19 protein-coding genes and 2 tRNA genes are annotated in these 24,049 nt (G+C 65.9%); 6 read left to right on the forward strand and 15 right to left on the reverse strand.

Annotated features, from left to right (window positions below):
* The first annotated feature begins 51 nt into the window (after nucleotides 1–51).
* Nucleotides 52–723, forward strand: a complete 672-nt coding sequence (locus AC4BCK_RS11725) for a vitamin K epoxide reductase family protein (RefSeq protein ID WP_174179860.1) — start codon at nucleotides 52–54, stop codon at nucleotides 721–723.
* Nucleotides 724–786: 63 nt separating this feature from the next.
* On the opposite strand, the gene ndk is transcribed toward AC4BCK_RS11725, so the two are convergent.
* The 4 genes from ndk to ileS are packed head-to-tail and all read right to left on the reverse strand — an operon-like array spanning nucleotide 787 to nucleotide 6,410.
* Complete coding sequence (ndk, locus tag AC4BCK_RS11730; RefSeq protein ID WP_066276631.1) at nucleotides 787–1,206, reverse strand: nucleoside-diphosphate kinase; 420 nt, start codon at nucleotides 1,204–1,206, stop codon at nucleotides 787–789.
* Between the two features lie 40 nt (nucleotides 1,207–1,246).
* A complete protein-coding gene (locus tag AC4BCK_RS11735) occupies nucleotides 1,247–1,711 on the reverse strand; it encodes a DUF4233 domain-containing protein (protein WP_251424111.1) in 465 nt (154 codons plus the stop codon).
* Nucleotides 1,712–1,715: 4 nt separating this feature from the next.
* A complete protein-coding gene (locus AC4BCK_RS11740) occupies nucleotides 1,716–3,074 on the reverse strand; it encodes a bifunctional folylpolyglutamate synthase/dihydrofolate synthase (RefSeq protein WP_364407166.1) in 1,359 nt (452 codons plus the stop codon).
* Between the two features lie 3 nt (nucleotides 3,075–3,077).
* Nucleotides 3,078–6,410 carry an isoleucine--tRNA ligase gene (gene ileS / locus AC4BCK_RS11745; RefSeq protein ID WP_490565971.1) on the reverse strand — a complete coding sequence of 1,111 codons (3,333 nt, stop codon included), beginning with the start codon at nucleotides 6,408–6,410 and terminating at the stop codon, nucleotides 3,078–3,080.
* A 334-nt stretch (nucleotides 6,411–6,744) separates the two neighbouring features.
* Between ileS and AC4BCK_RS11750 the strand changes: the two genes are divergently transcribed.
* Nucleotides 6,745–7,824: an endonuclease/exonuclease/phosphatase family protein gene (locus AC4BCK_RS11750; RefSeq protein ID WP_490565972.1), complete on the forward strand. Its 1,080-nt coding sequence runs from the start codon at nucleotides 6,745–6,747 to the stop codon at nucleotides 7,822–7,824.
* A gap of 3 nt (nucleotides 7,825–7,827) precedes the next feature.
* Here AC4BCK_RS11750 and AC4BCK_RS11755 read toward each other — a convergent pair whose 3' ends face one another.
* A complete protein-coding gene (locus tag AC4BCK_RS11755) occupies nucleotides 7,828–8,586 on the reverse strand; it encodes an SDR family oxidoreductase (RefSeq protein ID WP_400512053.1) in 759 nt (252 codons plus the stop codon).
* 115 nt (nucleotides 8,587–8,701) lie between these two features.
* Here AC4BCK_RS11755 and valS point away from each other — a divergent pair, with 115 nt between their 5' ends.
* Nucleotides 8,702–11,323, forward strand: coding sequence for a valine--tRNA ligase (valS, locus tag AC4BCK_RS11760; RefSeq protein ID WP_490565973.1), 2,622 nt, complete (start codon nucleotides 8,702–8,704; stop codon nucleotides 11,321–11,323).
* Nucleotides 11,324–11,686: 363 nt separating this feature from the next.
* Here valS and AC4BCK_RS11765 read toward each other — a convergent pair whose 3' ends face one another.
* The 6 genes from AC4BCK_RS11765 to AC4BCK_RS11790 all read right to left on the reverse strand — a co-directional run bounded on the left by AC4BCK_RS11765 (nucleotide 11,687) and on the right by AC4BCK_RS11790 (nucleotide 16,984).
* Nucleotides 11,687–12,301: a mycothiol-dependent nitroreductase Rv2466c family protein gene (locus AC4BCK_RS11765; protein WP_310112518.1), complete on the reverse strand. Its 615-nt coding sequence runs from the start codon at nucleotides 12,299–12,301 to the stop codon at nucleotides 11,687–11,689.
* Between the two features lie 135 nt (nucleotides 12,302–12,436).
* Complete coding sequence (clpX, locus tag AC4BCK_RS11770) at nucleotides 12,437–13,717, reverse strand: ATP-dependent Clp protease ATP-binding subunit ClpX (protein ID WP_174179877.1); 1,281 nt, start codon at nucleotides 13,715–13,717, stop codon at nucleotides 12,437–12,439.
* 175 nt (nucleotides 13,718–13,892) lie between these two features.
* A complete protein-coding gene (locus AC4BCK_RS11775; protein WP_066276651.1) occupies nucleotides 13,893–14,552 on the reverse strand; it encodes an ATP-dependent Clp protease proteolytic subunit in 660 nt (219 codons plus the stop codon).
* A gap of 38 nt (nucleotides 14,553–14,590) precedes the next feature.
* A complete protein-coding gene (locus AC4BCK_RS11780) occupies nucleotides 14,591–15,214 on the reverse strand; it encodes an ATP-dependent Clp protease proteolytic subunit (RefSeq protein WP_174179965.1) in 624 nt (207 codons plus the stop codon).
* A gap of 233 nt (nucleotides 15,215–15,447) precedes the next feature.
* Nucleotides 15,448–16,827, reverse strand: coding sequence for a trigger factor (gene tig / locus AC4BCK_RS11785; protein ID WP_174179879.1), 1,380 nt, complete (start codon nucleotides 16,825–16,827; stop codon nucleotides 15,448–15,450).
* Between the two features lie 82 nt (nucleotides 16,828–16,909).
* A tRNA-Pro gene (locus tag AC4BCK_RS11790) sits at nucleotides 16,910–16,984 on the reverse strand.
* Nucleotides 16,985–17,126: 142 nt separating this feature from the next.
* Between AC4BCK_RS11790 and AC4BCK_RS11795 the strand changes: the two genes are divergently transcribed.
* Nucleotides 17,127–17,200 (forward strand) — tRNA-Gly (locus AC4BCK_RS11795).
* A 64-nt stretch (nucleotides 17,201–17,264) separates the two neighbouring features.
* Here the strand turns inward: AC4BCK_RS11795 and AC4BCK_RS11800 are convergent.
* The 3 genes from AC4BCK_RS11800 to AC4BCK_RS11810 form a co-directional block, all read right to left on the reverse strand.
* Complete coding sequence (locus AC4BCK_RS11800; RefSeq protein ID WP_490565974.1) at nucleotides 17,265–18,200, reverse strand: Fpg/Nei family DNA glycosylase; 936 nt, start codon at nucleotides 18,198–18,200, stop codon at nucleotides 17,265–17,267.
* The gene (locus tag AC4BCK_RS11805) at nucleotides 18,200–18,694 is read right to left on the reverse strand and encodes a ribose-5-phosphate isomerase (protein WP_174179883.1); all 495 of its coding nucleotides are present in this window, start codon (nucleotides 18,692–18,694) and stop codon (nucleotides 18,200–18,202) included. The genes AC4BCK_RS11800 and AC4BCK_RS11805 overlap by 1 nt, the downstream gene beginning before the upstream one ends.
* 80 nt (nucleotides 18,695–18,774) lie before the next feature.
* The gene (locus AC4BCK_RS11810; RefSeq protein ID WP_363936340.1) at nucleotides 18,775–19,794 is read right to left on the reverse strand and encodes a hypothetical protein; all 1,020 of its coding nucleotides are present in this window, start codon (nucleotides 19,792–19,794) and stop codon (nucleotides 18,775–18,777) included.
* Nucleotides 19,795–19,961: 167 nt separating this feature from the next.
* Here AC4BCK_RS11810 and pepN point away from each other — a divergent pair, with 167 nt between their 5' ends.
* Together pepN and AC4BCK_RS11820 are read left to right on the forward strand one after the other, a co-directional pair.
* Nucleotides 19,962–22,529, forward strand: a complete 2,568-nt coding sequence (gene pepN, locus AC4BCK_RS11815) for an aminopeptidase N (RefSeq protein ID WP_363936342.1) — start codon at nucleotides 19,962–19,964, stop codon at nucleotides 22,527–22,529.
* Nucleotides 22,530–22,538: 9 nt separating this feature from the next.
* Complete coding sequence (locus AC4BCK_RS11820; RefSeq protein WP_174179889.1) at nucleotides 22,539–23,012, forward strand: OsmC family protein; 474 nt, start codon at nucleotides 22,539–22,541, stop codon at nucleotides 23,010–23,012.
* An 8-nt stretch (nucleotides 23,013–23,020) separates the two neighbouring features.
* Here AC4BCK_RS11820 and AC4BCK_RS11825 read toward each other — a convergent pair whose 3' ends face one another.
* Nucleotides 23,021–24,013, reverse strand: a complete 993-nt coding sequence (locus tag AC4BCK_RS11825; RefSeq protein WP_490565975.1) for a Rossmann-fold NAD(P)-binding domain-containing protein — start codon at nucleotides 24,011–24,013, stop codon at nucleotides 23,021–23,023.
* Nucleotides 24,014–24,049: the final 36 nt, after the last annotated feature.

The following is a 24,049-nucleotide window of genomic DNA, read 5'->3' on the forward strand; positions in this document are numbered from 1 at the left end:
TCCGGCGTTACAATCGGGCAAGGACCACCCGATGAAAAGGACGCCTTGCCAATGCCCAGCATCTCCCCCTTGAGCGGCACCCACACGCCGGAACGGACTGTGGATCCGGACAGCAGTGCAGCCGCAGCCCGCCCGCGGATGACCCGTGACCGGCCGCTTGGCTGGCTGATGGTCATTACCGGGGTGGTCGGATGGCTGGCTTCCGGAACGCTGGTGCTGGAGAAACTGGAGGTCCTCAAGGACCCCAACCACACCACGGTATGCGACGTGAACCCGTGGATCTCCTGCGGCCAGGTGATGCAGACGTGGCAGAGCTCGCTGTTTGGCTTCCCTAATATGTTTATCGGCATCGTGGCGTTCGCCATCGCCATCACCGTGGGCATGTCACTGCTGGCCGGCGCCCAGTTTGCGCGGTGGTACTGGGTGGGCCTCCAGGCGGGGGTCACGCTCGGTTTCGCGTTCGTGGTGTGGCTGTGGTCCCAGGCCCTCTACGTCATCCACATACTGTGCCCGTTCTGCATGGTTGTCTGGGCAGCCATGATCCCGCTGTTTGTCTGGGTGACCATCCGGAACATCAGCGCCGGGGTCATTCCCGCCCCCGCCAACGCCGCCCGCATCCTGGGTGACTCCGGCTGGATCATCACCGCCCTGCTGTATGTGGCCGTCATCGCCACCATCTTCTTCGCCTTCATCCAGGTGTTCGCCGGCACCTCCGGCTTCTAGGCCTGCTGACGGAAAAAGCCCCTGGTTCCGAGGAACCGGGGGCTTTTTGCTGTCCCTGGGCTGTCAGCCCTGGAACCAGATCTTGATCTCGCGTCCGGCGGATTCGGCGGAGTCGGAGCCGTGGACCAGGTTCTGCTGGACCTTCAGGCCCCAGTCGCGGCCGAAGTCGCCGCGGATGGTGCCGGGGGCGGCCGTGGTGGGGTCGGTGGTGCCGGCCAGCGAACGGAAGCCCTCGATGACGCGGTGGCCCTCGAAGATGGCCGCCACCACGGGTCCGGAGAGCATGAAGTCCACCAGGGGCTCGTAGAAGGGCTTGCCCACGTGCTCCTCGTAGTGCTGCTCCAGGAGTTCGCGTGAGGCGTCAACCTTCTTCAGCTCAGCCAGGGTGTAGCCCTTGGCTTCGATCCGGGCCAGGATGGCGCCGGTAAGGTTGCGGGCGACGCCGTCGGGCTTGATCAGGACGAGGGTGCGCTCAGTAGTCACAACTGCTCCAATGCGTTGGTAAGGGGTTTCGGGGTCAAGTCTACGGGGACTGCGGCTGCTGGCCGGGCCCGGCCTCCTCCGGATGGGCGGCTTCCCAGGCAGCCTGTTCGCGGGCCCGTTCCCCGGCTTCCCGGTCCAGCCGGATTCCGGTGCGGATCCCGTACCACCACGCCGCGGCGAACAGGGTGCCCACCAGGAACATGGCCGGCTCGAAGATCCCGGTGAGGATCAGGACCAGCTGCAGGATCCAGCCCAGGCCGATGCCCCAAGGCTTGGTGAGGAAGGCGCACGCAACGATCATCACCACGCAGAGCGCAATCCCCACCCCCAGGATGACCGCCGGCGGGAACTCCCCCCGCCGCAGGCCGAACACCGCCAGGGTGGCAAAGAACATTACGAAGGCTTCCAGCAGCAGGACCGTGGATGCGAACATCACCTTGGTGGAGCGGCGCTTCCTGGGCATGCCCGGCCGCCACTCGCGCTGCGCTTTGGTCAACTTGGCCATGGACTCAGGCCTCCGTCTTGCCGAGCAGGATCCGTGCTTCGGCCACGAGCGTGATGGAGCCTGTGACCAGCACTCCCCCGGAGAGGTCGTCATTGGCTTCGGCGCGTTCCACCGCCCATTCCAGGGCGTCATCGAGCTTCTCGGCGATGTGCACGTTGTCCTCGCCGAAGCCAAGCTCAATTGCCAGTTCGGCCAGCTCACCGGCCGGCACGGCCCGTGGGGAGTTCGACTGCGTGAAGCAGTACTCCTCCGCCATCCCGCCCAGGGATTCCTTGAGCTGGCGGAGGATCTCCTCGGCGTCCTTCTCCTTGAGTACTCCGACCACCGGGACAAGCCTGGTGAAGGTGAAGGCTTCCTGCAGGGCGGCTGCGGAGGCCTTGATGCCGTCCGGGTTGTGGGCAGCGTCCACCACGATCGTGGGAGCTGTCCGCACCACTTCAAGGCGGCCCGGAGACGTGACGTTCGAGAAGCCTTCCTGGAGCACCTCGAAGTCGAGTTCCTTTTCTCCCCCGAAGAAAGCTTCCAGGGCCGCCACGGCCACCGCGGCGTTCTGTGCCTGGTGGGCGCCGTGCAGCGGGACCAGCAGTTCAGGGTAGCGGCCGGCGATGCCCTGGATGCTCACCACCTGCCCGCCCACTGCCACGGTGCGGGATTCGACGCCGAATTCCACGCCTTCGAAGCGGAACGGCACCCCCACGTCCTTGGCCTTGTCCAGCAGGACCTGCGCAGCGTCCAGCGGCTGGGCGGCACTGATGAGGTAGCCGCCGGGCTTGATGATGCCGGCCTTTTCGTACGCGATGTCCTCCGTGGTCTCACCCAGCAGGTCCGTGTGGTCCAGCGAGATGGGGGTGATCACGGAAACCTGCCCGTCACCTACGTTCGTGGCATCCGTGATTCCGCCGAGGCCAACCTCGATCACCGCCACGTTGACCGGCTGGTCCGCGAAGATGGCGAAGCCCAGGATGGTGAGGCATTCGAAGTAGGTGAGCCGAGGTTCGCCTGCAGCCTCGAGCTCGGAGTCGACGATCTGCAGGTAGGGGCGGATCTCGTCCCAGATGCGCACGAAGGTCTCGTCGGGGACCGGGTGCCCGTCGATGCTGATCCGCTCCGTCACCTTGGACAGGTGCGGGCTGGTGTACCGTCCGGTGCTCAGGCCGTGGGCCCGCAGGACGGATTCGATCATCCGGGCCGTGGAGGTCTTGCCGTTGGTCCCGGTGACGTGGATGATCGGGAACGCCTTGTTCGGCTCGCCCAGCACATCCATCGCCCGGAACAGCGGGGCCAGCCGCGGCTCCATCTTGTTTTCCGGCGCCCGGCCCAGCAGCTCGGCGTAGACGCTCTCTACGGAAAATTCGTCAGTCATGGATCAGGCCTCTACTTTTTCGACGGCGACGGCCGGCTCTGCGGCGTCCCCGGGTTCCGCCGTGAGTTCCACGGACAGGGTCTCGCCCTTCACCAGGCCGGCGTTGGCCAGCAGGGCGTCGACGACGTTCTGCTGCGCGGTGACGGTGGTCCGGATCCGGTCGCTGACATTGAGTCCGGCGTCCTTGCGCGCCTGCTGGATGGCACGGACCATGTCGCGGGCCAGGCCTTCCGCCTCGAGTTCAGGAGTGACCTCGGTGTTGAGGACCACGAACCCGCCGCCGGGCAGGACCGCCACTGCCTTCGTGGCGGCGGCAGCACCGCCGTCGGACTCTGCCACGACGGTTTCCAGCGTGTACTCCTGGGGCTCCAGCTCCAGGCCGCCCGCGGTGACCACGCCTGCCTCGGATACCGACCAGTCGCCGGACTTGGAGCCCTTGATGGCCTGCTGGACGTTCTTTCCCAGGCGCGGGCCCGCGGCGCGGGCGTTGACCACGAGTTTCTGCTGGATCCCGAACTCTTCCGGCGAGGCCGTGGCAGCATCCAGCAGCCTGACGGAGCGGAGGTTCAGCTCATCTGCGACGACGGCGGCAAAACCTTGCAGCGCATCGGCGCCGGGTGCCACAACCGTCAGTTCCTGCAGCGGCAGGCGGACGCGAAGGTTCGCAGCCTTGCGGAGGGAAGATCCCGTGGAGCAGATCTGCTGGACCTTGTCCATGGCCTGGACCAGGTCCGGGTTGGCGGGGAACAGCGCAGCGTCCGGCCAGTCTGCCAGGTGGACGGACCGTCCGCCGGTGAGCCCGCGCCAGATCTCTTCGGACACCAGCGGCAGCAGGGATGCCGCTGTGCGGGACACCGTCTCCAGTGCGGTGTAGAGCGCATCAAAGGCATCCTGGTCCTCGTCGAAGAACCGCTGGCGGCTCCTGCGGACGTACCAGTTGGTGAGCATGTCCAGGTAGCTGCGCAGGGCGTCGCAGGCACCTGAGATGTCGTAGTCGTCCAGGCGTTCGGTCATCGTGCCGACCAGTTCGCCGGTGTTGGCCAGCAGGTACTGGTCCAGGGTGTCGGAATAGCCGTCGTAGCGGAGCTTTGCGTCGTAGCCTGAGCCGCCGGCCGCGGCGTTGGTGTACAGCGTGAAGAAGCTGTACACGTTCCACAGCGGCAGGATGACCTGGCGGACGCCGTCGCGGATTCCCTGCTCGGTGACCACAAGGTTGCCGCCGCGCAGGATGGGGCTGGACATCAGGAACCAGCGCATGGCATCCGAGCCGTCGCGGTCCAGTACCTCGGAGACGTCCGGGTAGTTGCGCAGGCTCTTGGACATCTTCTGCCCGTCCGAGCCCAGCACGATGCCGTGGCTGATGACGTTGCGGAAGGCCGGCCGGTCAAACAGGGCCGTGGAGAGGATGTGCAGCATGTAGAACCAGCCGCGGGTCTGGCCGATGTACTCCACGATGAAGTCAGCCGGGTTGTGCGTGTCGAACCACGCCTCGTTCTGGAACGGGTAGTGCACCTGGCCGTACGGCATGGAGCCGGAGTCGAACCAGACGTCCAGGACATCCTCCACGCGGCGCATGACGGACTGGCCCTCTTCGGGGGTGCGGGGGTCGTCCGGGTTGGGCCGGGTCAGTTCATCGATGAACGGGCGGTGCAGGTCCACCTGACCGTCCTTGTTCAGCGGCAGCCGGCCGAAGTCCGCCTCGATCTCGGCGAGCGAGCCGTAGACGTCGGTGCGGGGGTAGTCGGGGTCGCTGGACTGCCACACCGGGATGGGGCTGCCCCAGTACCGGTTGCGGCTGATGGACCAGTCACGGGCGTTCTCCAGCCACTTGCCGAACTGGCCGTCCTTGACGTTGCCGGGGATCCAGTTGATCTCCTTGTTCAGTTCGGACATCCGGTCCTTGAACTTGGTGACTTCCACGTACCAGGAGGAGACGGCGCGGTAGATCAGCGGGTTGCGGCAGCGCCAGCAGTGCGGGTAGCTGTGCTCGTAGCTGGCCTGCTTGACCAGCCGGCCCTGGGCGCGCAGCACCTGCGTGATGGGCTTGTTGGCCTCGAAGACCTGCAGGCCCGCGATGTCGTGCAGGTCGCCGTGCTTGAAGAGCGGGAGGAATTTGGCGCCCTCGTCTACGGAGAGGACCACCGGGATGCCGGCTTCCTCACAGACTTTCTGGTCGTCCTCGCCGTAGGCCGGAGCCTGGTGCACGATGCCGGTACCGTCGGTGGTGGTGACGTAATCGGCAACCAGGAAGCGCCAGGCGTTCTCCATGCCGTACTTTTCGTTGTCCGCGAAATCGCTCCACAGCGGCTGGTACGCCAGGCCTTCCAGCTCGGTGCCGGTGTGGGTGGAGACAACAGCGGCCCGGGCGCCCTCGAAATCGTCATAGCCCAGGTCCTTGGCGTAGTTGCCCACGAGGTCCGCGGCCAGCAGGAAGCTGCCCGTGACGGGCGCGTCCGCAGCGGCGGCCTTGACACCGTTGGGGCCGGCCGGGAGCACGGCGTAAGTGATGGAAGGGCCGACGGCGAGCGCCGCGTTGGTGGGCAGCGTCCAGGGCGTCGTGGTCCAGGCGAGGGCCTGGACGCCGGCGAGCTGCCGGGACAGGTCCGACTCCCCTGCCGTGATGGGGAAGGTTACCGTGACCGTCTGGTCCTGGCGGTTCTTGTAGACGTCGTCGTCCATACGCAGCTCATGGTTGGACAGCGGCGTCTCGTCCTTCCAGCAGTACGGCAGGACGCGGTAGCCGTTGTAGGTCAGGCCCTTCTCGTGAAGCTGCTTGAACGCCCAGAGGACGGACTCCATGTATTCCACGTTGAGGGTCTTGTAGTCGTTGTCGAAGTCCACCCACCGCGCCTGGCGGGTCACGTAGCTCTTCCACTCGTCGGCGTACTTCATGACGGAGGCGCGGCAGGCGTCGTTGAACTTGTCGATGCCCATGGCTTCGATCTGGGTCTTATCCGTCATCCCGAGCTGCTTCATGGCCTCAAGCTCGGCGGGCAGGCCGTGGGTGTCCCAGCCGAACCGGCGCTCAACGCGCTTCCCGCGCTGGGTCTGGTAGCGGCCCACCAGGTCCTTGGCGTAGCCGGTAAGGAGGTGCCCGTAGTGGGGCAGGCCGTTGGCGAAGGGCGGGCCGTCGTAGAAGACGAACTCGTTGCTGCCGGGCTCCCCGCCCGGGGCGTCCGCGCTCCGCTGGTCGATACTGGCCTGGAAGGTGCCGTCCTGGTCCCAGTACTTCAGGATGCGCTCTTCGATCTCCGGAAACTTCACGGAGGCGGAAACGGCGGCACCGCCGCTGGACGAAGGGCCGGTGGAGGCTGAGGCCTTGGGGTAATACGACATGTCGACATCCTGGGTTGAGCTTGGCGAACTGCCGGCTTGCGCCTTCTGTTCCGTTCAGGATGCGAGGACGGATCCAGTGGTGTCCGTCCGGACTCCACGCTCACCGCGGTACCACCTCACTTACCGCCGCTGCCAGCTTCCCGGGGGAACGTGTGCCGCGACGGCCACTCATTACTGCTGTGACGGGCTTACCCGTCCGGTTCTACTGGCGCGTGCCCCTTATTTGTCCTGCCAGGGCGGTCCGCGTGTTCTTCCGGAAGCTCACCGGTGATTGCCGGGTCGTAGCCTTTTTGAGTCTACTATTTCCGGGGCCGGGCCACCAATAATGGAACCTATGCGAGAGTATGGGCCCGGGGTGCGCGGCGGCAGGCCCCGCCGGGCCTGGTCCCGGTGGTCGGCTGCCGCCGCCGTCCTGGCCGTGCCGGGTGCTGCACTGGTGTTCCTGCGCATGGTTCCGTGGGATGTCGGCACCCCCTGGATCCAGCTCCTGGCCCTCTTTCCCGCGGGGCTGATCACAACAACGGCGGCCCTCGCTGCCGCCGTCGTCGCCCTCGTCCGCAACACCGGACCCCGCAGGGCCGTGGCCGCTGCCCTCGTGGCGGGGCTGCTCGCCGTGCAGCTCGGCTGGGTGCTGGACCGCGTCGTGCCGCCCGGCACGCTGGCCACGCCGCCGTCCGGAAACGTGCAGCCGGCCAACGTCCAGTCCCCTGCCCCGCCCGCGGACCTGGCACCGGGGCCGGTGCTGACAGTCATGGCGGTGAACGTGGGGTACTCCGGCGTGGATCCCGGCGCCCTGCTGGCAGAAATCAGGACCCGCAACGTGGACGTCCTGGCCCTGCCGGAGCTTGCCCCTGCCGGCTTGAAGGCACTGGATAAGGCGGGGCTGTCGACGCTGCTGCCGTCGCGCGCCACGGATGTGGACTGGGACGTGACTGGAAGCGCCCTCTTCTCGCGATTCCCCCTCGAGCAGGTGGAACGCGTTCCCGGCTCGGCTTTCCATCAAAGCCGCGCCGTCGCCGTCATTCCCAGCGCTTCCGGGCCGGTGCACCTGACGGCGGTCCACGTGGACTCGCCGCGCAGGGGGCACATCACGTCGTGGCGGCAGGAGCTGCGGCAGCTGGGTGAACTGTGGCAGGCACTGCCTGGCAGCCGGCTTGCCATCCTGCTGGGCGACTTCAACGCCAGCGCGGACCACAGTGAGTTCAGGGATCTCGTGGCCACGGGACTGTCCGACGCCGCGCAGGTGACCGGCAAGGGGCTGGCCCCCACGTGGCCCGTAAATTCACCGGCACCGGCTTTCGTGGCCATCGACCATGTCCTGGTCAGCCCCGGCATCGAGGTGGTGGACTTCGACGTAGTCACGCTCCCGGGAACGGACCATGCCGCGGTGGTGGCGCGCCTGGTCCTGCCGTAGGCGCTACGCCTTGCGGATGAGCTTGTAGTTGGAAGCCTGCGCCACCGGCCGGATCACGATCTGGTCCAGGTTGACGTGGTGCGGAGCGGTGACCGCGTAGCGGACCACGTCGGCGACGTCGCCGGCCGTCAGCGGCTTCTCCACGCCCTGGTAGACCTTGTCCGCTGCCTGCCGGTCACCAAGCCGGTTCAGGGCGAACTCCTCGGTCTGGACCAGCCCGGGTGCCACTTCGATCACGCGGACGTTGTGCTCGGCTTCCTCCAGCCGCAGTGCCTCCGTCAGGGCGCGCTGGGCGAACTTCGCCGCGTTGTAGCCGCCACCGCCCTCGTACGCCGCCAGCCCGGCGGTGGAGGTCAGGTTCAGTACTGTCCCTTCGCCATTGGCCCGCAGCATCGGCAGGAACGCCTTGATGAGCTTCATGGTGCCCAGCACGTTCACCCGGTACATCCATTCCCAGTCACCGGTGCTGGCGGATCCGATGGTGTCCGCGCCCCTGGCACCGCCGGCGATGTTGACCAGCGTGTCGATTCCCCCCGCTTCGGCCACCTGCGACACAAGCCGGGACACGTCGTCGTCCTCGGAAATGTCGGCGGGCAGCGCGACGGCGCCGGTCTCCTTCTCGAGTTCGGCCAGGCGGTCCGCGCGGCGGGCCACGGCGAACACCTTCCAGCCATCCGCCGCCAGGGCGCGGACAGTGGCCTCCCCGATTCCGCTGCTTGCGCCGGTCACCAAAGCTGCCTTTTTCTGCGAAACATCAGTCATGGCACCACCATAGCGGGACGGCGGGAGGGCGACGCCGACCGGCCCGCCCATGGGAACAGGGCGCCCGGCACCGCAGCGGGCGGGCGGACAAGCCCGGACATGAAACAATTGGCAGATGGCTGAAGACACGCAGGGTACAGACACGCCCACAACCGCCCCCATCAACGTTCCGGACAAGCCGGCCCTCGAAGGCCTCGAAGCTGCCCTCACGCAGCGGTGGCTGGCCGAGGGGACCTACAAGTTCGACCGGGAAACCACCCGGGACCAGGTCTACTCGATCGACACTCCCCCGCCCACGGCGTCCGGGTCGCTCCACGTGGGGCACATGTTCTCCTACACGCAGACCGACGTGCTGGCACGCTACCAGCGGATGACAGGCAAGAACGTCTTCTACCCCATGGGCTGGGACGACAACGGCCTGCCCACCGAACGCCGGGTGCAGAACTTCTACGGCGTCCGCTGCGACCCCTCAATCCCGTACAACCCCGATTACCGGCCGCCGGCGCAGCCTGCCAAGAACCAGCGGGACTTCGACGTCGTCTCCCGCCGGAACTTCATCGAACTGTGTGAAGAGCTGGCCGTTGAGGACGAGAAGGTCTTCGAAAACCTTTTCCAGACCCTTGGCCTGTCCGTTGACTGGGAGCTCACCTACCGCACCATCGACGACAACTCGCGGGCAGTCTCGCAGCGCGCCTTCCTGGCCAACCTTGCCGCGGGCGACGCCTACATGGCAGAGGCACCCACCCTCTGGGACGTCACGTTCCGTACCGCCGTAGCGCAGGCGGAACTCGAGGACCGCGAGATGCCCGGCGCCTACTACCGCTACCCGTTCTTCACCGAGGACGGGGAAAAGATCTACATCGAGACCACCCGTCCGGAACTGCTGGCGGCCTGCGCCGCCCTGGTGGCAAACCCCGACGACGAACGGTACCAGCCGCTGTTCGGCAAGAAGGTCACGTCCCCGCTGTTCGGCGTGGAGGTTGAGGTCAGGGCGCATCCGCTCGCGAAGGCGGACAAGGGCTCCGGCATCGCCATGGTGTGCACGTTCGGTGACCTGACCGACGTCACCTGGTGGCGCGAACTTCAGCTGCCCACCCGGGCGATCGTGGGCCGCGACGGACGGATCGTCAGCGAGGCTCCCGAGTGGATCACCACCGACATCGGCCGCGAAGCCTTCGCCGCCATTGCGGGCAAGACCGTCTTCAGCGCCAAGGAAGAAGTGGTGAAGCTCCTGACCGCCGCCGAACTGCTCGACGGCGAGCCCAAGAAGATCATGCACCCCGTGAACTTCTACGAAAAAGGCGACAAGCCCCTTGAAGTGGTCACCTCCCGCCAGTGGTACATCCGCAACGGCGGCCGGGACGAGGACCGCCGCGAACGCCTGATCGCCCGCGGGCACGAAATCGACTTCCACCCGGCCTTCATGCGCTCGCGCTACGAGAACTGGATTGCCGGCCTGAACGGCGACTGGCTGGTGTCCCGCCAGCGCTTCTTCGGCGTGCCCATCCCGGTCTGGTACCCGCTGGATGCTGACGGCAACCCGGACTACGACTCCCCCATCGTCCCGTCCGACGGGCAGCTGCCCGTTGACCCGGCTGCGGACGCCGCACCCGGGTTCGACGAATCCCAGCGCGACGTTCCCGGCGGCTTCACGGGCGACGCTGACATCCTGGACACCTGGGCCACGTCCTCCCTCACGCCCAAGATCGTTGGCGGCTGGAAGCGCGACGAGGACCTCTTTGCCAAGGTCTTCCCGTTTGACGTCCGGCCCCAGGGCCACGACATCATCCGGACCTGGCTCTTCTCCTCCGTGGTCCGCGCGGACGCCCTGGAAAACAGCGCGCCGTGGAAGCACGCCGCCATCTCCGGCTGGATCCTCGACCCCGACCGCAAGAAGATGTCCAAGTCCAAGGGCAACGTGGTGGTACCCACCGACGTGCTGGAGGAATACGGCTCGGACGCTGTCCGGTACTGGGCCGCTTCGGCCAAGCTCGGTGCGGACACAGCCTACGAGATCGCCCAGATGAAGATCGGCCGGCGCCTGGCCATCAAGCTGCTCAATGCCTCCAAGTTCGTCCTGAACCTGGGCGCCACGGAAGACTCCGTGCTGTCCGCCGACCTTTCCGTCCTGGCCAATCCGCTGGACCGGGCGGTCCTGGCGCAGCTGTCGGAGGTGGTGGCCCAGGCCACCAAGGCCTTTGACAACTATGATTACGCACGGGCGCTGCAGATCACGGAAAGCTTCTTCTGGCAGTTCACGGATGACTACGTGGAGCTGATCAAGGACCGGGCCTACGGCGCCGCCGGTGAGGCCGAACAGGCTTCCGTACTGGCAGCACTGGCCACCACCCTGGACACCCTGCTGCGGCTCTTCGCTCCCTTCCTCCCCTTCGCCACCGAAGAGGTATGGAGCTGGTGGCGCACGGGCTCTGTCCACCGCGCCCAGTGGCCAGCACCGCTGGATGTCCCGGGGGGCGACACCTCCATGCTCGCAACCGTTGGGGTGGCCCTCAGCGGCGTCCGGAAAGCCAAGTCCGAAGCGAAGGTCAAGCAGCGCACGGAGGTTCTCACCGCGACCATCACGGCTCCGGAGGCACTGGCCGCGCAGCTGCATGCCGGCCTGGCTGACCTGAAGGCGGCCTCCAACGCCCGCGAGATCATCCTTGCTGTCGGCGAGGGCGAACTGAGCGTCAGCGACGTGGCGCTTGCGGCGACGGAAGAGCCGGCGAAAGCGTAGCCCCAGTCCGGCCCTGTTCCAGGGCCGGACCTGTTTCAGGGCAAAGGGGAAGCCCCATCAGCGTTTTGCCGTTGGTGGGGCTTCGACTTTTCGGCCATCCGGTGACGTCTTGATGGTCTGGCAGGATCCTCTGATCTTCAGGTCTTCCTACCACGTCACTGGTAGCTTGCATCTGGCTTTGCCGATGGCTGCGTCAGATGACATATCACTGAATCTTTGGTTCCTGCGTCCCCCTTCTTTCGAAGTGGGTAAGAACCATTGTTGTCCTGCCCACCCGCAAGCGCAAGAGCCCCGGTGGAACTACTTGGTTGTAGTTCCACCAGGGCTCCTTTGGCCCTGCCGTGCGGGCCGGCCGGACCAGTGCTAGGTGAACTCGGGCTGCTCGGTGCGGCTGCGCTTGAGCTCGAAGAAGTGCGGGTAGGCCGCAATGGCAGTGGTGGCGTCCCAGAGCCTTCCGGCCTCCTCACCGCGGGGAATCCTAGTGAGCACGGGGCCGAAGAACGCTGTTCCGTTAAAGGCCACGACGGGAGTTCCGACGTCCTGGCCCACCAGCGAGATGCCCTCCTGGTGGCTTGCCCGGAGCTGGTCATCGAAGGCGTCAGTAGACGCGGCAGCGGCAAGGGTGGCGGGAAGCCCGCAGTCCGCAAGCGCTTTGGTGATGACCACGTCGCGGTCCTTCTCGCCGGCTTCGTGGATCAAGGAGCCCATGGCATCGTAAAGCGCCTTGACTGTTGCATCTCCGTGCTGTTGCTGCGCTGCAATGATCACACGGACAAGTCCCCAGGCGTTGTCCATGGATTCGCGGTAAGACGGCTCAAGGTCACGGCCCTCATTGAGGACCGCCAGGCTCATGACGTGCCAGTCCGTTTCGATGTCGCGGACACCTTCCACTTCGCCGATCCAGCGGGAAGTGATCCAGGCGAAGGGGCACAGCGGATCGAACCAGAAATCGGCTTTGTTCTTCACGGAATCAGTCATGGGGCATTCCTTCGCTGGTTTCCGTGGCGCAGGGTTGCCACGGTGTGGACGGGGGGTGGTGCGGGGTGACGGCGCTGTTCCAGGACAAGCCGTATCGGGACAACAAGCTGTCGCGGGACAAGCCGTGCGGACGAATCAGGCCGACTTACGGCGCTTGGTGACGTGCGGAACGATGGTTGGTTCGGCACCCTTCAGGACAACGTCCTCCGTGATGATCACGCTGGCAACGTCTTCGCGGCTTGGGAGATCGAACATCACGGGCAGCAGGACTTCTTCCATGATGGCGCGCAGCCCGCGGGCGCCCGTCCCGCGCTCAAGCGCCTGCTCGGCGATGGCGTCCAGGGCAGTGTTGTCAAAAACAAGTTCCACGCCGTCTATCTGGAACATCTTCTGGTACTGCTTCACCAGGGCGTTCTTGGGTGTGGACAGGATCTGGATCAAGGCGTCGCGGTCCAGGTTGGACACGGTGGTGATCACGGGCAGCCGGCCGATGAACTCGGGAATGAGGCCGAATTTGAGCAGGTCCTCCGGCATCACCTCGCCGTAGGAGTCCACTTTCTTGCTCGCCTCGTTCAGGGGGGCTCCGAAGCCAATGCCCTTCCGGCCGGACCTGGATCCGATGATCTCCTCAAGGCCGGCGAAGGCGCCGGCAACGATGAACAGCACGTTGGTGGTGTCGATCTGGATGAATTCCTGGTGCGGGTGCTTCCTGCCGCCCTGGGGAGGAACGGAAGCAACAGTTCCCTCAAGGATCTTCAGCAACGCCTGCTGGACGCCCTCGCCCGAGACGTCCCGGGTGATGGAGGGGTTTTCGCTCTTGCGTGAAATCTTGTCGATCTCATCGATGTAGATGATGCCCTGCTCGGCCTTCTTGACGTCGTAGTCAGCGGCCTGGATGAGCTTGAGGAGGATGTTCTCCACATCCTCGCCCACGTAGCCGGCCTCGGTCAGGGCCGTGGCATCGGCGACGGCGAACGGGACGTTCAGCCGCCGCGCCAGGGTCTGGGCAAGATACGTCTTGCCGCATCCTGTGGGCCCGATCAGGAGGATGTTCGACTTGGCGATTTCGACGTCGTCATGATGCCCGCCATCGGCAAGGCTTCCGGACTTGGGGGCGTGGCCGGCCTGGATGCGCTTGTAGTGGTTGTAGACGGCGACGGCGAGGGACCGTTTTGCGGGTTCCTGGCCGATGACGTATTCCTGCAGGAAATCAAAGATCTCACGGGGCTTGGGGAGCTCGAAGCTGCCCAGATCGGCAACCTCCGCGAGTTCCTCTTCGATGATCTCGTTGCAGAGCTCAATGCATTCATCGCAGATGTAAACACCGGGCCCGGCAATGAGCTTGCGCACCTGCTTCTGGCTCTTTCCGCAGAAAGAGCACTTCAGCAGATCCGTGCTCTCGCCAATCCGAGCCATATGTGAACCCCTTAGTATTTTGCTGCCAGGCAGCCTTGCACCGTTGCTGGAATCTTCACCAGCCTGCATGGACCGGTTGTGACAACATCCACTCTAGGTCACATTAGCTTCCCAGGGTGGAAGGAAAAGGCCGGTGGGGCCAAATGATTGGCCCCACCGGCCCACTACTTTACCGCTACCTGGTGATTGCCTGCGGTTTGATCTTTCGGGAATCCAGGACCTGGTCGATCAGGCCGTACGACTGGGCTTCCGCGGCCGTAAGGATCTTGTCGCGCTCGATGTCGTTGTTGACCTGCTCCGACGTCCGTCCGGAGTGGTGTGCCAGCGTGTCCTCGAGCCAGGAGCGCATGCGCATGACTTCGGCAGCCTGGATTTCGAGGTCCGAGGCCTGGCCGCCCTGGCCGCCGGACAGGGCCGGCTGGTGGATCAGGACCCGGGCGTTGGGCAGGGCAAGGCGCTTGCCGGGAGTACCCGCCGCCAGCAGGACCGCCGCGGCGCTTGCTGCCTGGCCCAGGCACACCGTCTGGATCTCCGGGCGGATGTACTGCATGGTGTCGTAGATCGCCGTCATGGCGGTGAAGGAACCGCCCGGGGAGTTGATGTACAGGGTGATGTCGCGGTCCGGGTCTGTGGACTCAAGGACCAGCAGCTGGGCCATGACGTCATCGGCGGAGGCGTCATCCACCTGGACACCGAGGAAGATGATGCGGTCCTCAAAGAGCTTGGTGTACGGATCCTGGCGCTTGAAGCCGTACGGTGTGCGCTCTTCGAACTGTGGCAGGACGTAGCGGCTGGTCGGGAGATTGCCGGCAGTCGATCCGAAGTTGTAGGTCATTTTTTGGTGCTCCTGATCTAAGTGTTCTAAATGCCGGGTTACTTCTCGGATGCCGACTCGCCGGATGCTCCGTTGGCAGTTCCGCCGCCACCGGACACCGAACCGGCGTGCGCAGCAATCTTGTCGAAGAAACCGTACTCAAGCGCTTCGGTTGCCGTGAACCACTTGTCACGGTCGTTGTCCTTGAGGATGGTTTCAACGGTCTGGCCGGTCTGCTCGGCAGTCAGCTCGGCCATGACCTTCTTCATGTGCAGGATGAGCTCGGCCTGGATCTTGATGTCAGAGGCCGTGCCGCCAATGCCGCCCGACGGCTGGTGCATCAGGACGCGGGCATTCGGTGTCGCGTAGCGCTTGCCCTTGGTTCCCGACGAGAGCAGGAACTGCCCCATGGAGGCGGCGAGGCCGGTGGCAACGGTCACGACGTCGTTCGGGATGAACTGCATGGTGTCGTAGATGGCCATGCCGGCGGTCACGGAGCCGCCCGGTGAGTTGATGTAAAGGTAGATGTCCTTTTCCGGGTTCTCCGCGGACAGGAGCAGCAGCTGCGAGCAGATGGCATTGGCGTTGTCGTCACGCACCTCTGAGCCGAGCCAGATGATCCGCTCCTTGAGGAGCCGGTTGTAGATGTAGTTGTCCTGGGCTGCAGGATCGACAGTCGCCATCCGGGGGGACTCTGGGTGCTGTGACATGTGTACTAACCTCTCGCTGGTGACGAAGACATCACTGAAAATCACTACTTGGACACTAACCGGTTTCACCGGCGTTTTGTTCGCACATCCGCGGCTGTTCGCTGACGGCGCACGATCGGCCGGGCAGGTCCGGCAGCGCCGGATCTTAACGCAAAGGGCCCCCGGATCGGGTGATCCGGGGGCCCTTCGGCGGCGCGTCCTGAAGCCTAGGCCTTGGCCTCTGCCTTGTCGTCGTCAGCGGCGGTCTCTTCGGTTTCCGCTTCCACAGCCTCGGCTGCCGGAGCTTCCTCTTCGCCGCCGGGGCGCACGAAGTCGCTGAGGTCGACAGCCTTGCCTTCGGTGTCGGTGACCTCGGCCTGGCCGAGGACAACAGCCAGCGCCTTGCGGCGGCGGACCTCGGAGACCATCATGGGCACCTGGCCGCTCTGGTCGATGATCTGGGCGAACTGGTTCGGGTCCATGCCGTACTGGCTTGCCGTGGTGACGATGTAGTCGATCAGCTCGTTCTGGCTGACGTTGACTTCTTCCTTCTCGGCAATGGCGTCGAGGATGATCTCGTTCTGGAAGGCACGGGCCGTGTTGGCGCGGACCTCTTCGCGGTGCTCCTCGGTGTCGTGCTCGCCTTCACCGTGTCCGTTGCCCTCCTTGAAGTGGGCCTCGAGCTGCTCTTCAACCACGGAATCCGGAACCGGAACCTCGACGAGCTCAACGAGCTTGTCCAGGACCTTGTCGCGGGCCTCAACGCCCTGCTCCACTACCTTGGAGTCGGCGGCCTGCTTGGCGAGGTCCTCGCGGAGTTCGGCCAGGGTGTCGAACTCGGAGGCGAGCTGGGCGAAGTCGTCGTTTGCCTCGGGGAGTTCGCGCTCCTTGACGGCCTTCACAACGACCTTGACCTGGGCCTCTTCGCCGGCGTGGTCACCGCCCACCAGGGTGGTGTTGAAGATGGCGTCCTCATCGGCGCTGAGGCCGGTAACGGCTTCGTCGAGTCCGTCGAGCATGGTGCCGGCACCAACCTGGTAGGACAGGCCGGCAGCGGAGTCAACCTCTTCGCCGTCGATGGTGGCGGTGATGTCGATGGTGAGGAAGTCACCATCGGCAGCGGGGCGCTCGACCGACTTGAGCGTGCCGAAGCGGCCGCGCAGTTCGTCGAGGGCCTTGTCCACGTCCTCTTCGGACGACTCGGCAGCTGCAACCTCAACCTTGATGCCGGCGTAGTCCGGGAGTTCGATCTCGGGGCGGACATCCACCTCGGCAGCGAACTTCAGGCCGCCGTCGGTAGCCGACGGGTCCGGAACCTCGGTGATCTCAACCTCGGGACGGCTCAGGGGACGGATGCCGGATTCCTGCACGGCAGCCTGGTACCAGCCGTTGAGGCCTTCGTTGATGGCAGTCTCCAGGACGTAGCCGCGGCCGACGCGCTGGTCGATGAGCTTTGCCGGTACCTTGCCCTTACGGAAGCCAGGGACCTGGATCTGCGAAGCAACGGTCTTGTACGCCGAGTCGATGCTGGGCTTCAATTCCTCAAAGGGGACCTCAACATTGAGCTTGACCCGCGTGGGGGTGAGGTTCTCGACAGCGCTCTTCACGGTCTAAGTACTCCTGGGTTTGTGGGATGGGTTTCTGCAAACGCAATGTTTTTGTCCAGGCCAACAGGTCCGGGCCGCAGAGTCGGGGTGACAGGATTTGAACCTGCGACTTCCTGCTCCCAAAGCAGGCGCTCTAGCCAAGCTGAGCTACACCCCGTAAGTGCACAGGCAAGTCTACGGTCATACGCGGCGAGTTTGCACATTTGACACGTAGGCCATGGATTAGGTTTAGTTGTATCCGGCTTGAACAGCCAGCCCGAAGTCGCAGGCCTGCTAATGTTGCAGATGCAGCTTCTTCCGGGGACGTAGCTTAATGGTAAAGCCTCAGTCTTCCAAACTGATTACGCGGGTTCGATTCCCGTCGTCCCCTCCAGAAACGAAGGCCCCTCAGTTGAGGGGCCTTTTTTCATGTCCGACCAAGGATGCCGGCGCCGAATTCAGGCCTGGCAGGACGGGCACCAGTACAGCCTGCGGCCCACCAGGTCTGCGGCCAGCACCGTGGTGCGGCAGACCCGGCAGGGCAATCCGTCACGCTTGTACACAAAATGCGCGTTGTCCCGGGCGGGAAAAGAACTGCTTTTCAGTGAGGCGGCTTCGGCTGTGGGTTTGGCCTTTTTGCCCTTTGCCGTCCAGTAGCGGGGCGTCGTGGTGATGATCCTGCCGTCGGCGACGCCGTCGTTCATCACGGAAACGACGTCGCGCCAGAGCTTCCGTGCCTCGCTGTCCGCGAGGTTGCTGCCCGGCAGCCAGGGGTCGAGCCGCCGCCGGAACAGGACCTCCGCCCGGTAGACGTTGCCCACGCCGGCGATGATCTTCTGGTCCATCAGGAGCGCGGCCACGGGTGCCTTGCGGCCCTGGAGGTTGGCGGCGAACCGCCCGGCGTCGCCCCGGCGGTTGACCAGCGGATACGGCCCCAGCCGCGCCCGCACCAGGTCGGTCTCGGCCAGGGTGATGGCTTCGCACGTGGTGGCACCCCGGAGATCGGCCCAGCCGTTCGAGGCGGCCAGCCTGACACGCACGGCACCCACTGGCGCCGGCGGTCCTGAATAGGCGTCGTCGTCGTTTCCGTCCGCGAAGGTCTCCTGCTCCCCCACGCGGCGCGGCGCACCGATGCTGGAAGATCCGTTGAAAGTGCTGTCGCCGCCGAAGCTCCAGGCCCCGTACAGCCCGAGGTGCACGTGCAGCACCAGGGCGTTGTCGAAGTGCAGGAAGAGGTGCTTGCCGTGCGCTTCGGCCGCGAGCAGCGTGTGCCCGTCCAGCAGCGCGGCCCCTTCGCTGAACCTGCCCTGCGGACTGGACACACTGAGCCGCCGGCCGCCGAAGACGTCCCCGAACTGCCGCGCCAGCCTGCGGACGGAATGCCCTTCAGGCACTACTCGATGACCTCGCCGGTTGATTCGTAGGCGGCGATCTTGCCGATGCGGCGGACGTGCCGTTCGTCGTTGCTGAAAGGCTCGCTCAGGAAGGCTTCGATGAGCGCGGTGGCCTCCTCCACGGTGTGCTGGCGGCCGCCGACGGCAACAACATTGGCATCGTTGTGCTCGCGCGCCAGGACGGCGGTGGAGTGGTTCCAGGCCAGGGCGGCACGGACACCTTTGACCTTGTTGGCGGCAATCTGCTCACCGTTGCCGGAACCGCCCAGCACGATGCCCAGGGCGTGGACCCCTGCCTGCTGGTCCGCAACCACTGCAAGGGCGGCGTTGATGCAGAACGACGGGTAGTCGTCCTGTGCGTCGTAGACCTTGGGACCGTGGTCCACCACCTCGTATCCCTTGGCGGACAGGTGCTGCACCAGGTGGGCGCTGAGCTCCATGCCTGCGTGGTCGGTGGCGATGTGGACCCGCGGGAAGGCAGGGGAAGAAGTCACGAGCAGAATCCGTTCGGTTGGGGCGCCGGCAGCCGGCCGGGACGGCGCAGGCCAGGGTCAGGACAACAGGGTCAAGGATACTAGGACTCCGGCTGCGCGGCCGGTGGCTGCCCGCCGCCTCCGCGGCGTGCCCTTGCGGCCACACGGGTCAAGACTTCAGCCAGCCTTGCAGCGGACGCGGGGCTGCCGCCGCTTACCGCGAGGCGCTGGCCGTCAGTTTTGCTGACGACGACGGCGGGGCCGCTGCTGACGAGCATGGCTGAGGTCCCGCCGTGGTGCCGGTAGCCCCACCCGCCATAGTCTGCCGCCTTCACATCCGCCGCGGTGGCGCCGGAGATGGCGCCCGCCGGCACGTTCATGACCGGCACGATGCCAGCCAGGAGGACCTTCAGCCCCTGGCGGTCGGCTTTGATCCGGGCGAACAGGAAGGCGGCGCCCACCACGGCGAGGAGCACCAGGAGCATTCCAAGCCAGGGGACGGCGACCGTGATCAGCGCGGAGGGGAACAGCGACGCTATGGCGATCATGATGAAGACCGAGCTGCGGGCGTGCACCCACAGGCGGATGCTGTCCCGCGCCAGGTCCGGGTCCGCTTCCCTGGCGAGGGCGAGCTGGAGCGCACGGTCATCGTCGAGCGACCACTGCTGGTCGGCCTTGAAAACGAAGGCGATGATGACGCCGAGCGACAAGGCCGCACCGCTTCCGAGGGCGAGGACCGTCATGTCCACGTGGGATTCCCGGGCGTCTGCCAACCCTGCCTGCCCCACCAGGCCGGCCGCGACGACGCTGGTGACAAAAAGGCTGAGGAACATTCCGGCACCCATCATGATACGGCGCATGATGGCAGGCCTGTTGAGCGTCACGGCCTGGGAGAGGACCAGCCAGCCCGCCGCCACGATCGCCGCCGCCCCTACACCCACATAGGTGCCGAAGGGAGCGAAGGCCGCGCCGCCGTCGTCCGTCCACCGGATGGCGAGCGGCTCGGGAAGGTCCGGCCGGATCAAAAAGGCGCACACCACAAAACCGGCGGCAAGGACCACCGGAAACCCTGCGGCGAACCGCAGCGCCCTGGCGTCCACCGAATCCATAAGCTTGCCCATGATCCAACGCTACTCCGGCCGCAGGAACCTGGCGTCCTGCCCCTTTCTCCGTCCGCTGTGAGCCGCGCTACGTTTCCGGCGCTGAAGGAATGCAAGAATGAGCAGTGCCGCCGCTGGGCACCGCCAGCTGCGCAGACGCAATCTTTCTGGAGGTCCCTGTGCCAGGTATGAATCTCACGCGAGTTGAAGCCACTGAACGTGCCAAGCTGATTTCCGTCGAGTCCTACGAGGTCAGCCTGGACCTGACCCGCGGCGCAGACGTTTTCGGCAGCACCACCACCGTGAAGTTCAGCGCCAGGCCCGGGTCCTCCACTTTCATTGACGCCGTCACCTCCGCCGTCCACAGCGTCACCCTGAACGGCAGGAGCCTGGATCCGGCCGCCGTGGCCGACGGCGTCAGGATCCAGCTGCCGGAGCTCGCGGACCAGAACGAGCTCACCGTCGTGGCCGATGCACCCTACATGAACACCGGTGAGGGCCTGCACCGCTTCGTGGACCCGGTGGACAACGAGGTCTACCTGTACACGCAGTTCGAAGTTCCGGATTCGCGCCGGATGTTCGCCGTGTTCGAACAGCCCGACCTGAAGGCGGCGTTCACCTTCACGGTCACCGCGCCCTCGCACTGGGACGTCATCTCCAACTCCCCCACGCCCGCACCCCAGGAGGCCACGCCCGGGGACGACGGCGGCGCCCGTTCCGTATGGTCCTTCTCCCCCACGCCGAGGCTGTCCTCCTACGTCACGGCACTGATTGCCGGCCCCTACCAGTCCGTGCGCAGCGAAGTGGTGAGCTCCGACGGGCGGACCATTCCGCTGGGTGTCTTCGCCCGGAAGTCGCTGATGCAGTACCTGGACGCCGACAACATCTTCGAGCTCACCCGACAGGGCTTTGCATTCTTCGAGGCACAGTTCGGCTGCCCCTACCCGTTCGAGAAGTACGACCAGCTGTTTGTTCCGGAGTTCAACGCCGGCGCCATGGAAAATGCCGGGGCGGTGACCATCCTGGAGGGCTACGTCTTCCGCAGCAAGGTCACGGAAGCCCAGATCGAACGCCGTGCCATCACGGTGCTCCACGAACTCGCGCACATGTGGTTCGGGGACCTGGTGACCATGCGCTGGTGGAACGACCTGTGGCTGAACGAATCCTTTGCCGAATACATGTCCCACCTCGCGGCGGTGGAGGCGACGTCCTTCACCAGCGCGTGGACCACCTTCGCCTCAGTGGAGAAGTCCTGGGCCTACCGCCAGGACCAGCTGCCCACCACGCACCCGATCTTTGCCGAGATCAACGACCTGCAGGACGTCGAGGTCAACTTCGACGGCATCACCTACGCCAAGGGCGCCTCCGTCCTCCGCCAGCTGGTGGCATGGGTGGGCCCGGAAGAGTTCATGGCCGGCGTGCGTGAGTACTTTGCCAAGCATTCCTGGCAGAACACGGAGCTGAGCGACCTCCTGGTGGAACTGGAGAAGGCCAGCGGCCGCGACCTTGACGACTGGGGCCGGCAGTGGCTGGAAACCTCCGGCGTGAACACCCTCAAGCCGGAGCTTGAAGTGGACGGCGGCGGCGTGCTCACGTCCTTTGCGATTGTCCAGTCTGCCGTTGACATGTGGCCCACGATCCGGCCGCACCGCCTGGCGGTGGGCTTCTACAACCTCAACGGGTCCGGCAAGCTTGAGCGGGTGCACCGCGAGGAGCTGGATGTCGACGGCGGACGCACCGAGGTACCCGGGCTGGTGGGGCTTGCCCGGCCGGACCTGATCCTGGTCAACGATGACGACCTCGCCTACGCCAAGGTCCGGCTGGACGAAAAATCCCTGGCAACGGCCACGGCCCACCTGAAGGACTTCAGCGAGAGCCTGCCGCGGACCCTTGTCTGGAACTCGGCCTGGGACGCCGCCCGCGACGGCGAGACGCCGGCGCGGCGGTACGTTGACCTGGTCCTCGCCAACGTGGCGGCAGAGTCTGATTCCTCGGTGATCCTGGTCCAGCTCCGCCAGCTGGCCACAACCCTGAACTTCTACGTTGCGGAGAAGCACCGCGAGGCCACCGCGGTGGCAGCCGCGGACCGGCTGTGGAACCTGGCGTCCGGAGTGGCCGGCGGATCCGACGCGCAGCTCCAGTTCGTCAAGTCCTTCGCGCTGCTGGCCCGCAGCGGGTCCCAGCTGGACAGGGTGGCGGGGATCCTGGACGGTTCAGCCACCCTGGAGGGGCTGGCCGTGGACCAGGACCTGCGCTGGGAGCTGGTGGCCTCCCTGGTGGCCGGCGGACGCCTCGGCCAGGACGGCATTGATGCCGAACTCCAGCGCGACAACACCTCCAGCGGCCAGAATGCCGCGGCCCTCGCCAAGGCTGCCATCCCCACCCCCGAAGCCAAGGCAGCGGCCTGGGACTCCATCGTGGTCAGGGGCGACCTCTCCAACGCGCTCCAGGGTTCGGCGGTCACCGGCTTCATGCGGGTCCTGGACCGCACCCTGCTGGAGCCGTACGCGGAGAAATACTTCGAGGCGGTACCGGGCATCGTCGAAACCCGCACCCACGCACTGGCCCAGCAGATCGTCGTCGGACTCTACCCGGCCCTGCTGACCACCCAGGCGACCGTTGACCGCACGGACGGCTTCCTGGCCGCGCTTCCGCCGGCAAGCGCCGCGCTGCGGCGCATGATGCTGGAAAACCGCGACGGCGTTGCCCGGGCACTGCGCGCCCGCGCGGCTGATGTCCTCCCGGGCGAGGCATAGGAGGCCGGGATGGGACTCAGTGAGCACCGGTATGGGCTGACCGTCCAGTGGACGGGCAATTCGGGTGAGGGGACCTCGTCCTACCGGGGCTATTCCCGGGACCACGACATCCTGATTCCCGGGCTGCCGGTCCTGAAGGGCTCAGCGGACCCCACGTTCCACGGGGACAAGGCACGCTACAACCCGGAGCAGCTGCTCCTGGCGGCCCTGGCCCAGTGCCATATGCTTTCCTACCTGCACGTGGCCGTGAAGCACGGCGTGGTGGTCACGGCCTACCGCGACGAGGCGTCGGGGATGCTGAAGCTGAACCGGGACGGCAGCGGCCAGTTTGAGAGTGTGACGCTGCGCCCGACGGTTACGGTGGCGGATCCGGCACATGCGGAGCTGGCCGGCCGGCTGCACCATGAGGCGAACCAGGTGTGCTTCATTGCCCGCAGCGTGAACTTCCCGGTGGGACATGAACCGGTGACGCTAACGGCCTGACGGTGGACTCAAAGGCTCCGGGGCAGCAGCCCGGCCAGCCGCGCCTCGGTCTCCGGCGCCAGCCCGGCCTTCCGCTGCCGGTTGAGTCCACGGACGCGTTCGTCGGCCAAGGCATCCGCCAGCGTCTCCTGCCACGGCCGCAACTGCAGTCCCTGGGCCAAAGCTGCGCTGTTGCTCCGGGCCATAAAGCCGCCGTGCCCGGGCGGGAGCCACAGCGGCAGTGAATCCGGGCCCGCCCAGTAGTTCACGCCGTGCTCCGCCAGCCATGTTTCCTCTGCCGGAAGGATCGTGCCGCGGTGGCCTGCAGCGTCCCGGGACGCGGCAATGTAGTTCCCGAAAGGCACCTGTTCGCCTACAGCGTTCAGCGGCCCGGTCACGCCGTCCCCGGCGGCGCGCAGGATCCAGGCCGCGAGGTCGCGGACGTCGATGGCCTGGGTGGGGCTGGTGTCGATGGCGGGTACGAGGACCGGGCGGCTGTCCCGGGCAAACCGGGCAGGCCAGTAGCCGTAGCGGTCTGAGCTGTCCCAGGGGCCTCCGATCAGTCCGGCACGGCACAGGTGGGCTTTCCCGCCCGCGGCCTGCAGGGTTGCCTCCTCGATGGCCGCCTTGGATTCGCCGTAGGTATCCGGCGTGGACGGAGTCCCGGCCGGAAGCGCAGGCAGGAGGGGAGCGTCCTCGTCCGCGCCGGGAACCGAAGCATCCGCATAAACCGAGCAACTGGAGACGAACGTCCAGTGTGCAGCGCGGCCTGCGAGGGCCTCAAGCGCCTCAGTGGCAGGGACAGGGTCGCGGGCGACCTCGACCACGGCGTCCCACTCCCCGGTCGCACCGGCGTAGGCGTTCGCGCCCAGTGAACGGTCCGCCCTGAGCCAGGATGCACCCTGGGGCGGAACAGCCGCGGAGCCGCGGGCAAGGCAGGTGACGTCATGCCCGGCCGCCACAGCGCTGCGGACAATTCCTGCGGAGAGGAAGGCCGTTCCGCCGAGGACAAGGATGCGCATGTTGAGAGGCTACGGCGATAGTGTTGAAGGAGAACA

Source organism: Pseudarthrobacter sp. As-47, assembly GCF_058215595.1.

Excerpts from the sequence above, each read along its gene's own strand:
- AC4BCK_RS11725 (WP_174179860.1), top strand. The coding sequence starts at position 52 with ATGCCCAGCATCTCCCCCTTGAGCGGCACCCACACGCCGGAACGGACT.
- AC4BCK_RS11735 (WP_251424111.1), bottom strand. The coding sequence starts at position 1,711 with ATGGCCAAGTTGACCAAAGCGCAGCGCGAGTGGCGGCCGGGCATGCCC.
- AC4BCK_RS11740 (WP_364407166.1), bottom strand. The coding sequence starts at position 3,074 with ATGACTGACGAATTTTCCGTAGAGAGCGTCTACGCCGAGCTGCTGGGC.
- ileS (WP_490565971.1), bottom strand. The coding sequence starts at position 6,410 with ATGTCGTATTACCCCAAGGCCTCAGCCTCCACCGGCCCTTCGTCCAGC.
- AC4BCK_RS11750 (WP_490565972.1), top strand. The coding sequence starts at position 6,745 with ATGCGAGAGTATGGGCCCGGGGTGCGCGGCGGCAGGCCCCGCCGGGCC.
- AC4BCK_RS11755 (WP_400512053.1), bottom strand. The coding sequence starts at position 8,586 with ATGACTGATGTTTCGCAGAAAAAGGCAGCTTTGGTGACCGGCGCAAGC.
- valS (WP_490565973.1), top strand. The coding sequence starts at position 8,702 with ATGGCTGAAGACACGCAGGGTACAGACACGCCCACAACCGCCCCCATC.
- AC4BCK_RS11765 (WP_310112518.1), bottom strand. The coding sequence starts at position 12,301 with ATGACTGATTCCGTGAAGAACAAAGCCGATTTCTGGTTCGATCCGCTG.
- clpX (WP_174179877.1), bottom strand. The coding sequence starts at position 13,717 with ATGGCTCGGATTGGCGAGAGCACGGATCTGCTGAAGTGCTCTTTCTGC.
- AC4BCK_RS11775 (WP_066276651.1), bottom strand. The coding sequence starts at position 14,552 with ATGACCTACAACTTCGGATCGACTGCCGGCAATCTCCCGACCAGCCGC.
- AC4BCK_RS11780 (WP_174179965.1), bottom strand. The coding sequence starts at position 15,214 with ATGGCGACTGTCGATCCTGCAGCCCAGGACAACTACATCTACAACCGG.
- AC4BCK_RS11810 (WP_363936340.1), bottom strand. The coding sequence starts at position 19,794 with ATGGGCAAGCTTATGGATTCGGTGGACGCCAGGGCGCTGCGGTTCGCC.
- pepN (WP_363936342.1), top strand. The coding sequence starts at position 19,962 with ATGAATCTCACGCGAGTTGAAGCCACTGAACGTGCCAAGCTGATTTCC.
- AC4BCK_RS11820 (WP_174179889.1), top strand. The coding sequence starts at position 22,539 with ATGGGACTCAGTGAGCACCGGTATGGGCTGACCGTCCAGTGGACGGGC.
- AC4BCK_RS11825 (WP_490565975.1), bottom strand. The coding sequence starts at position 24,013 with ATGCGCATCCTTGTCCTCGGCGGAACGGCCTTCCTCTCCGCAGGAATT.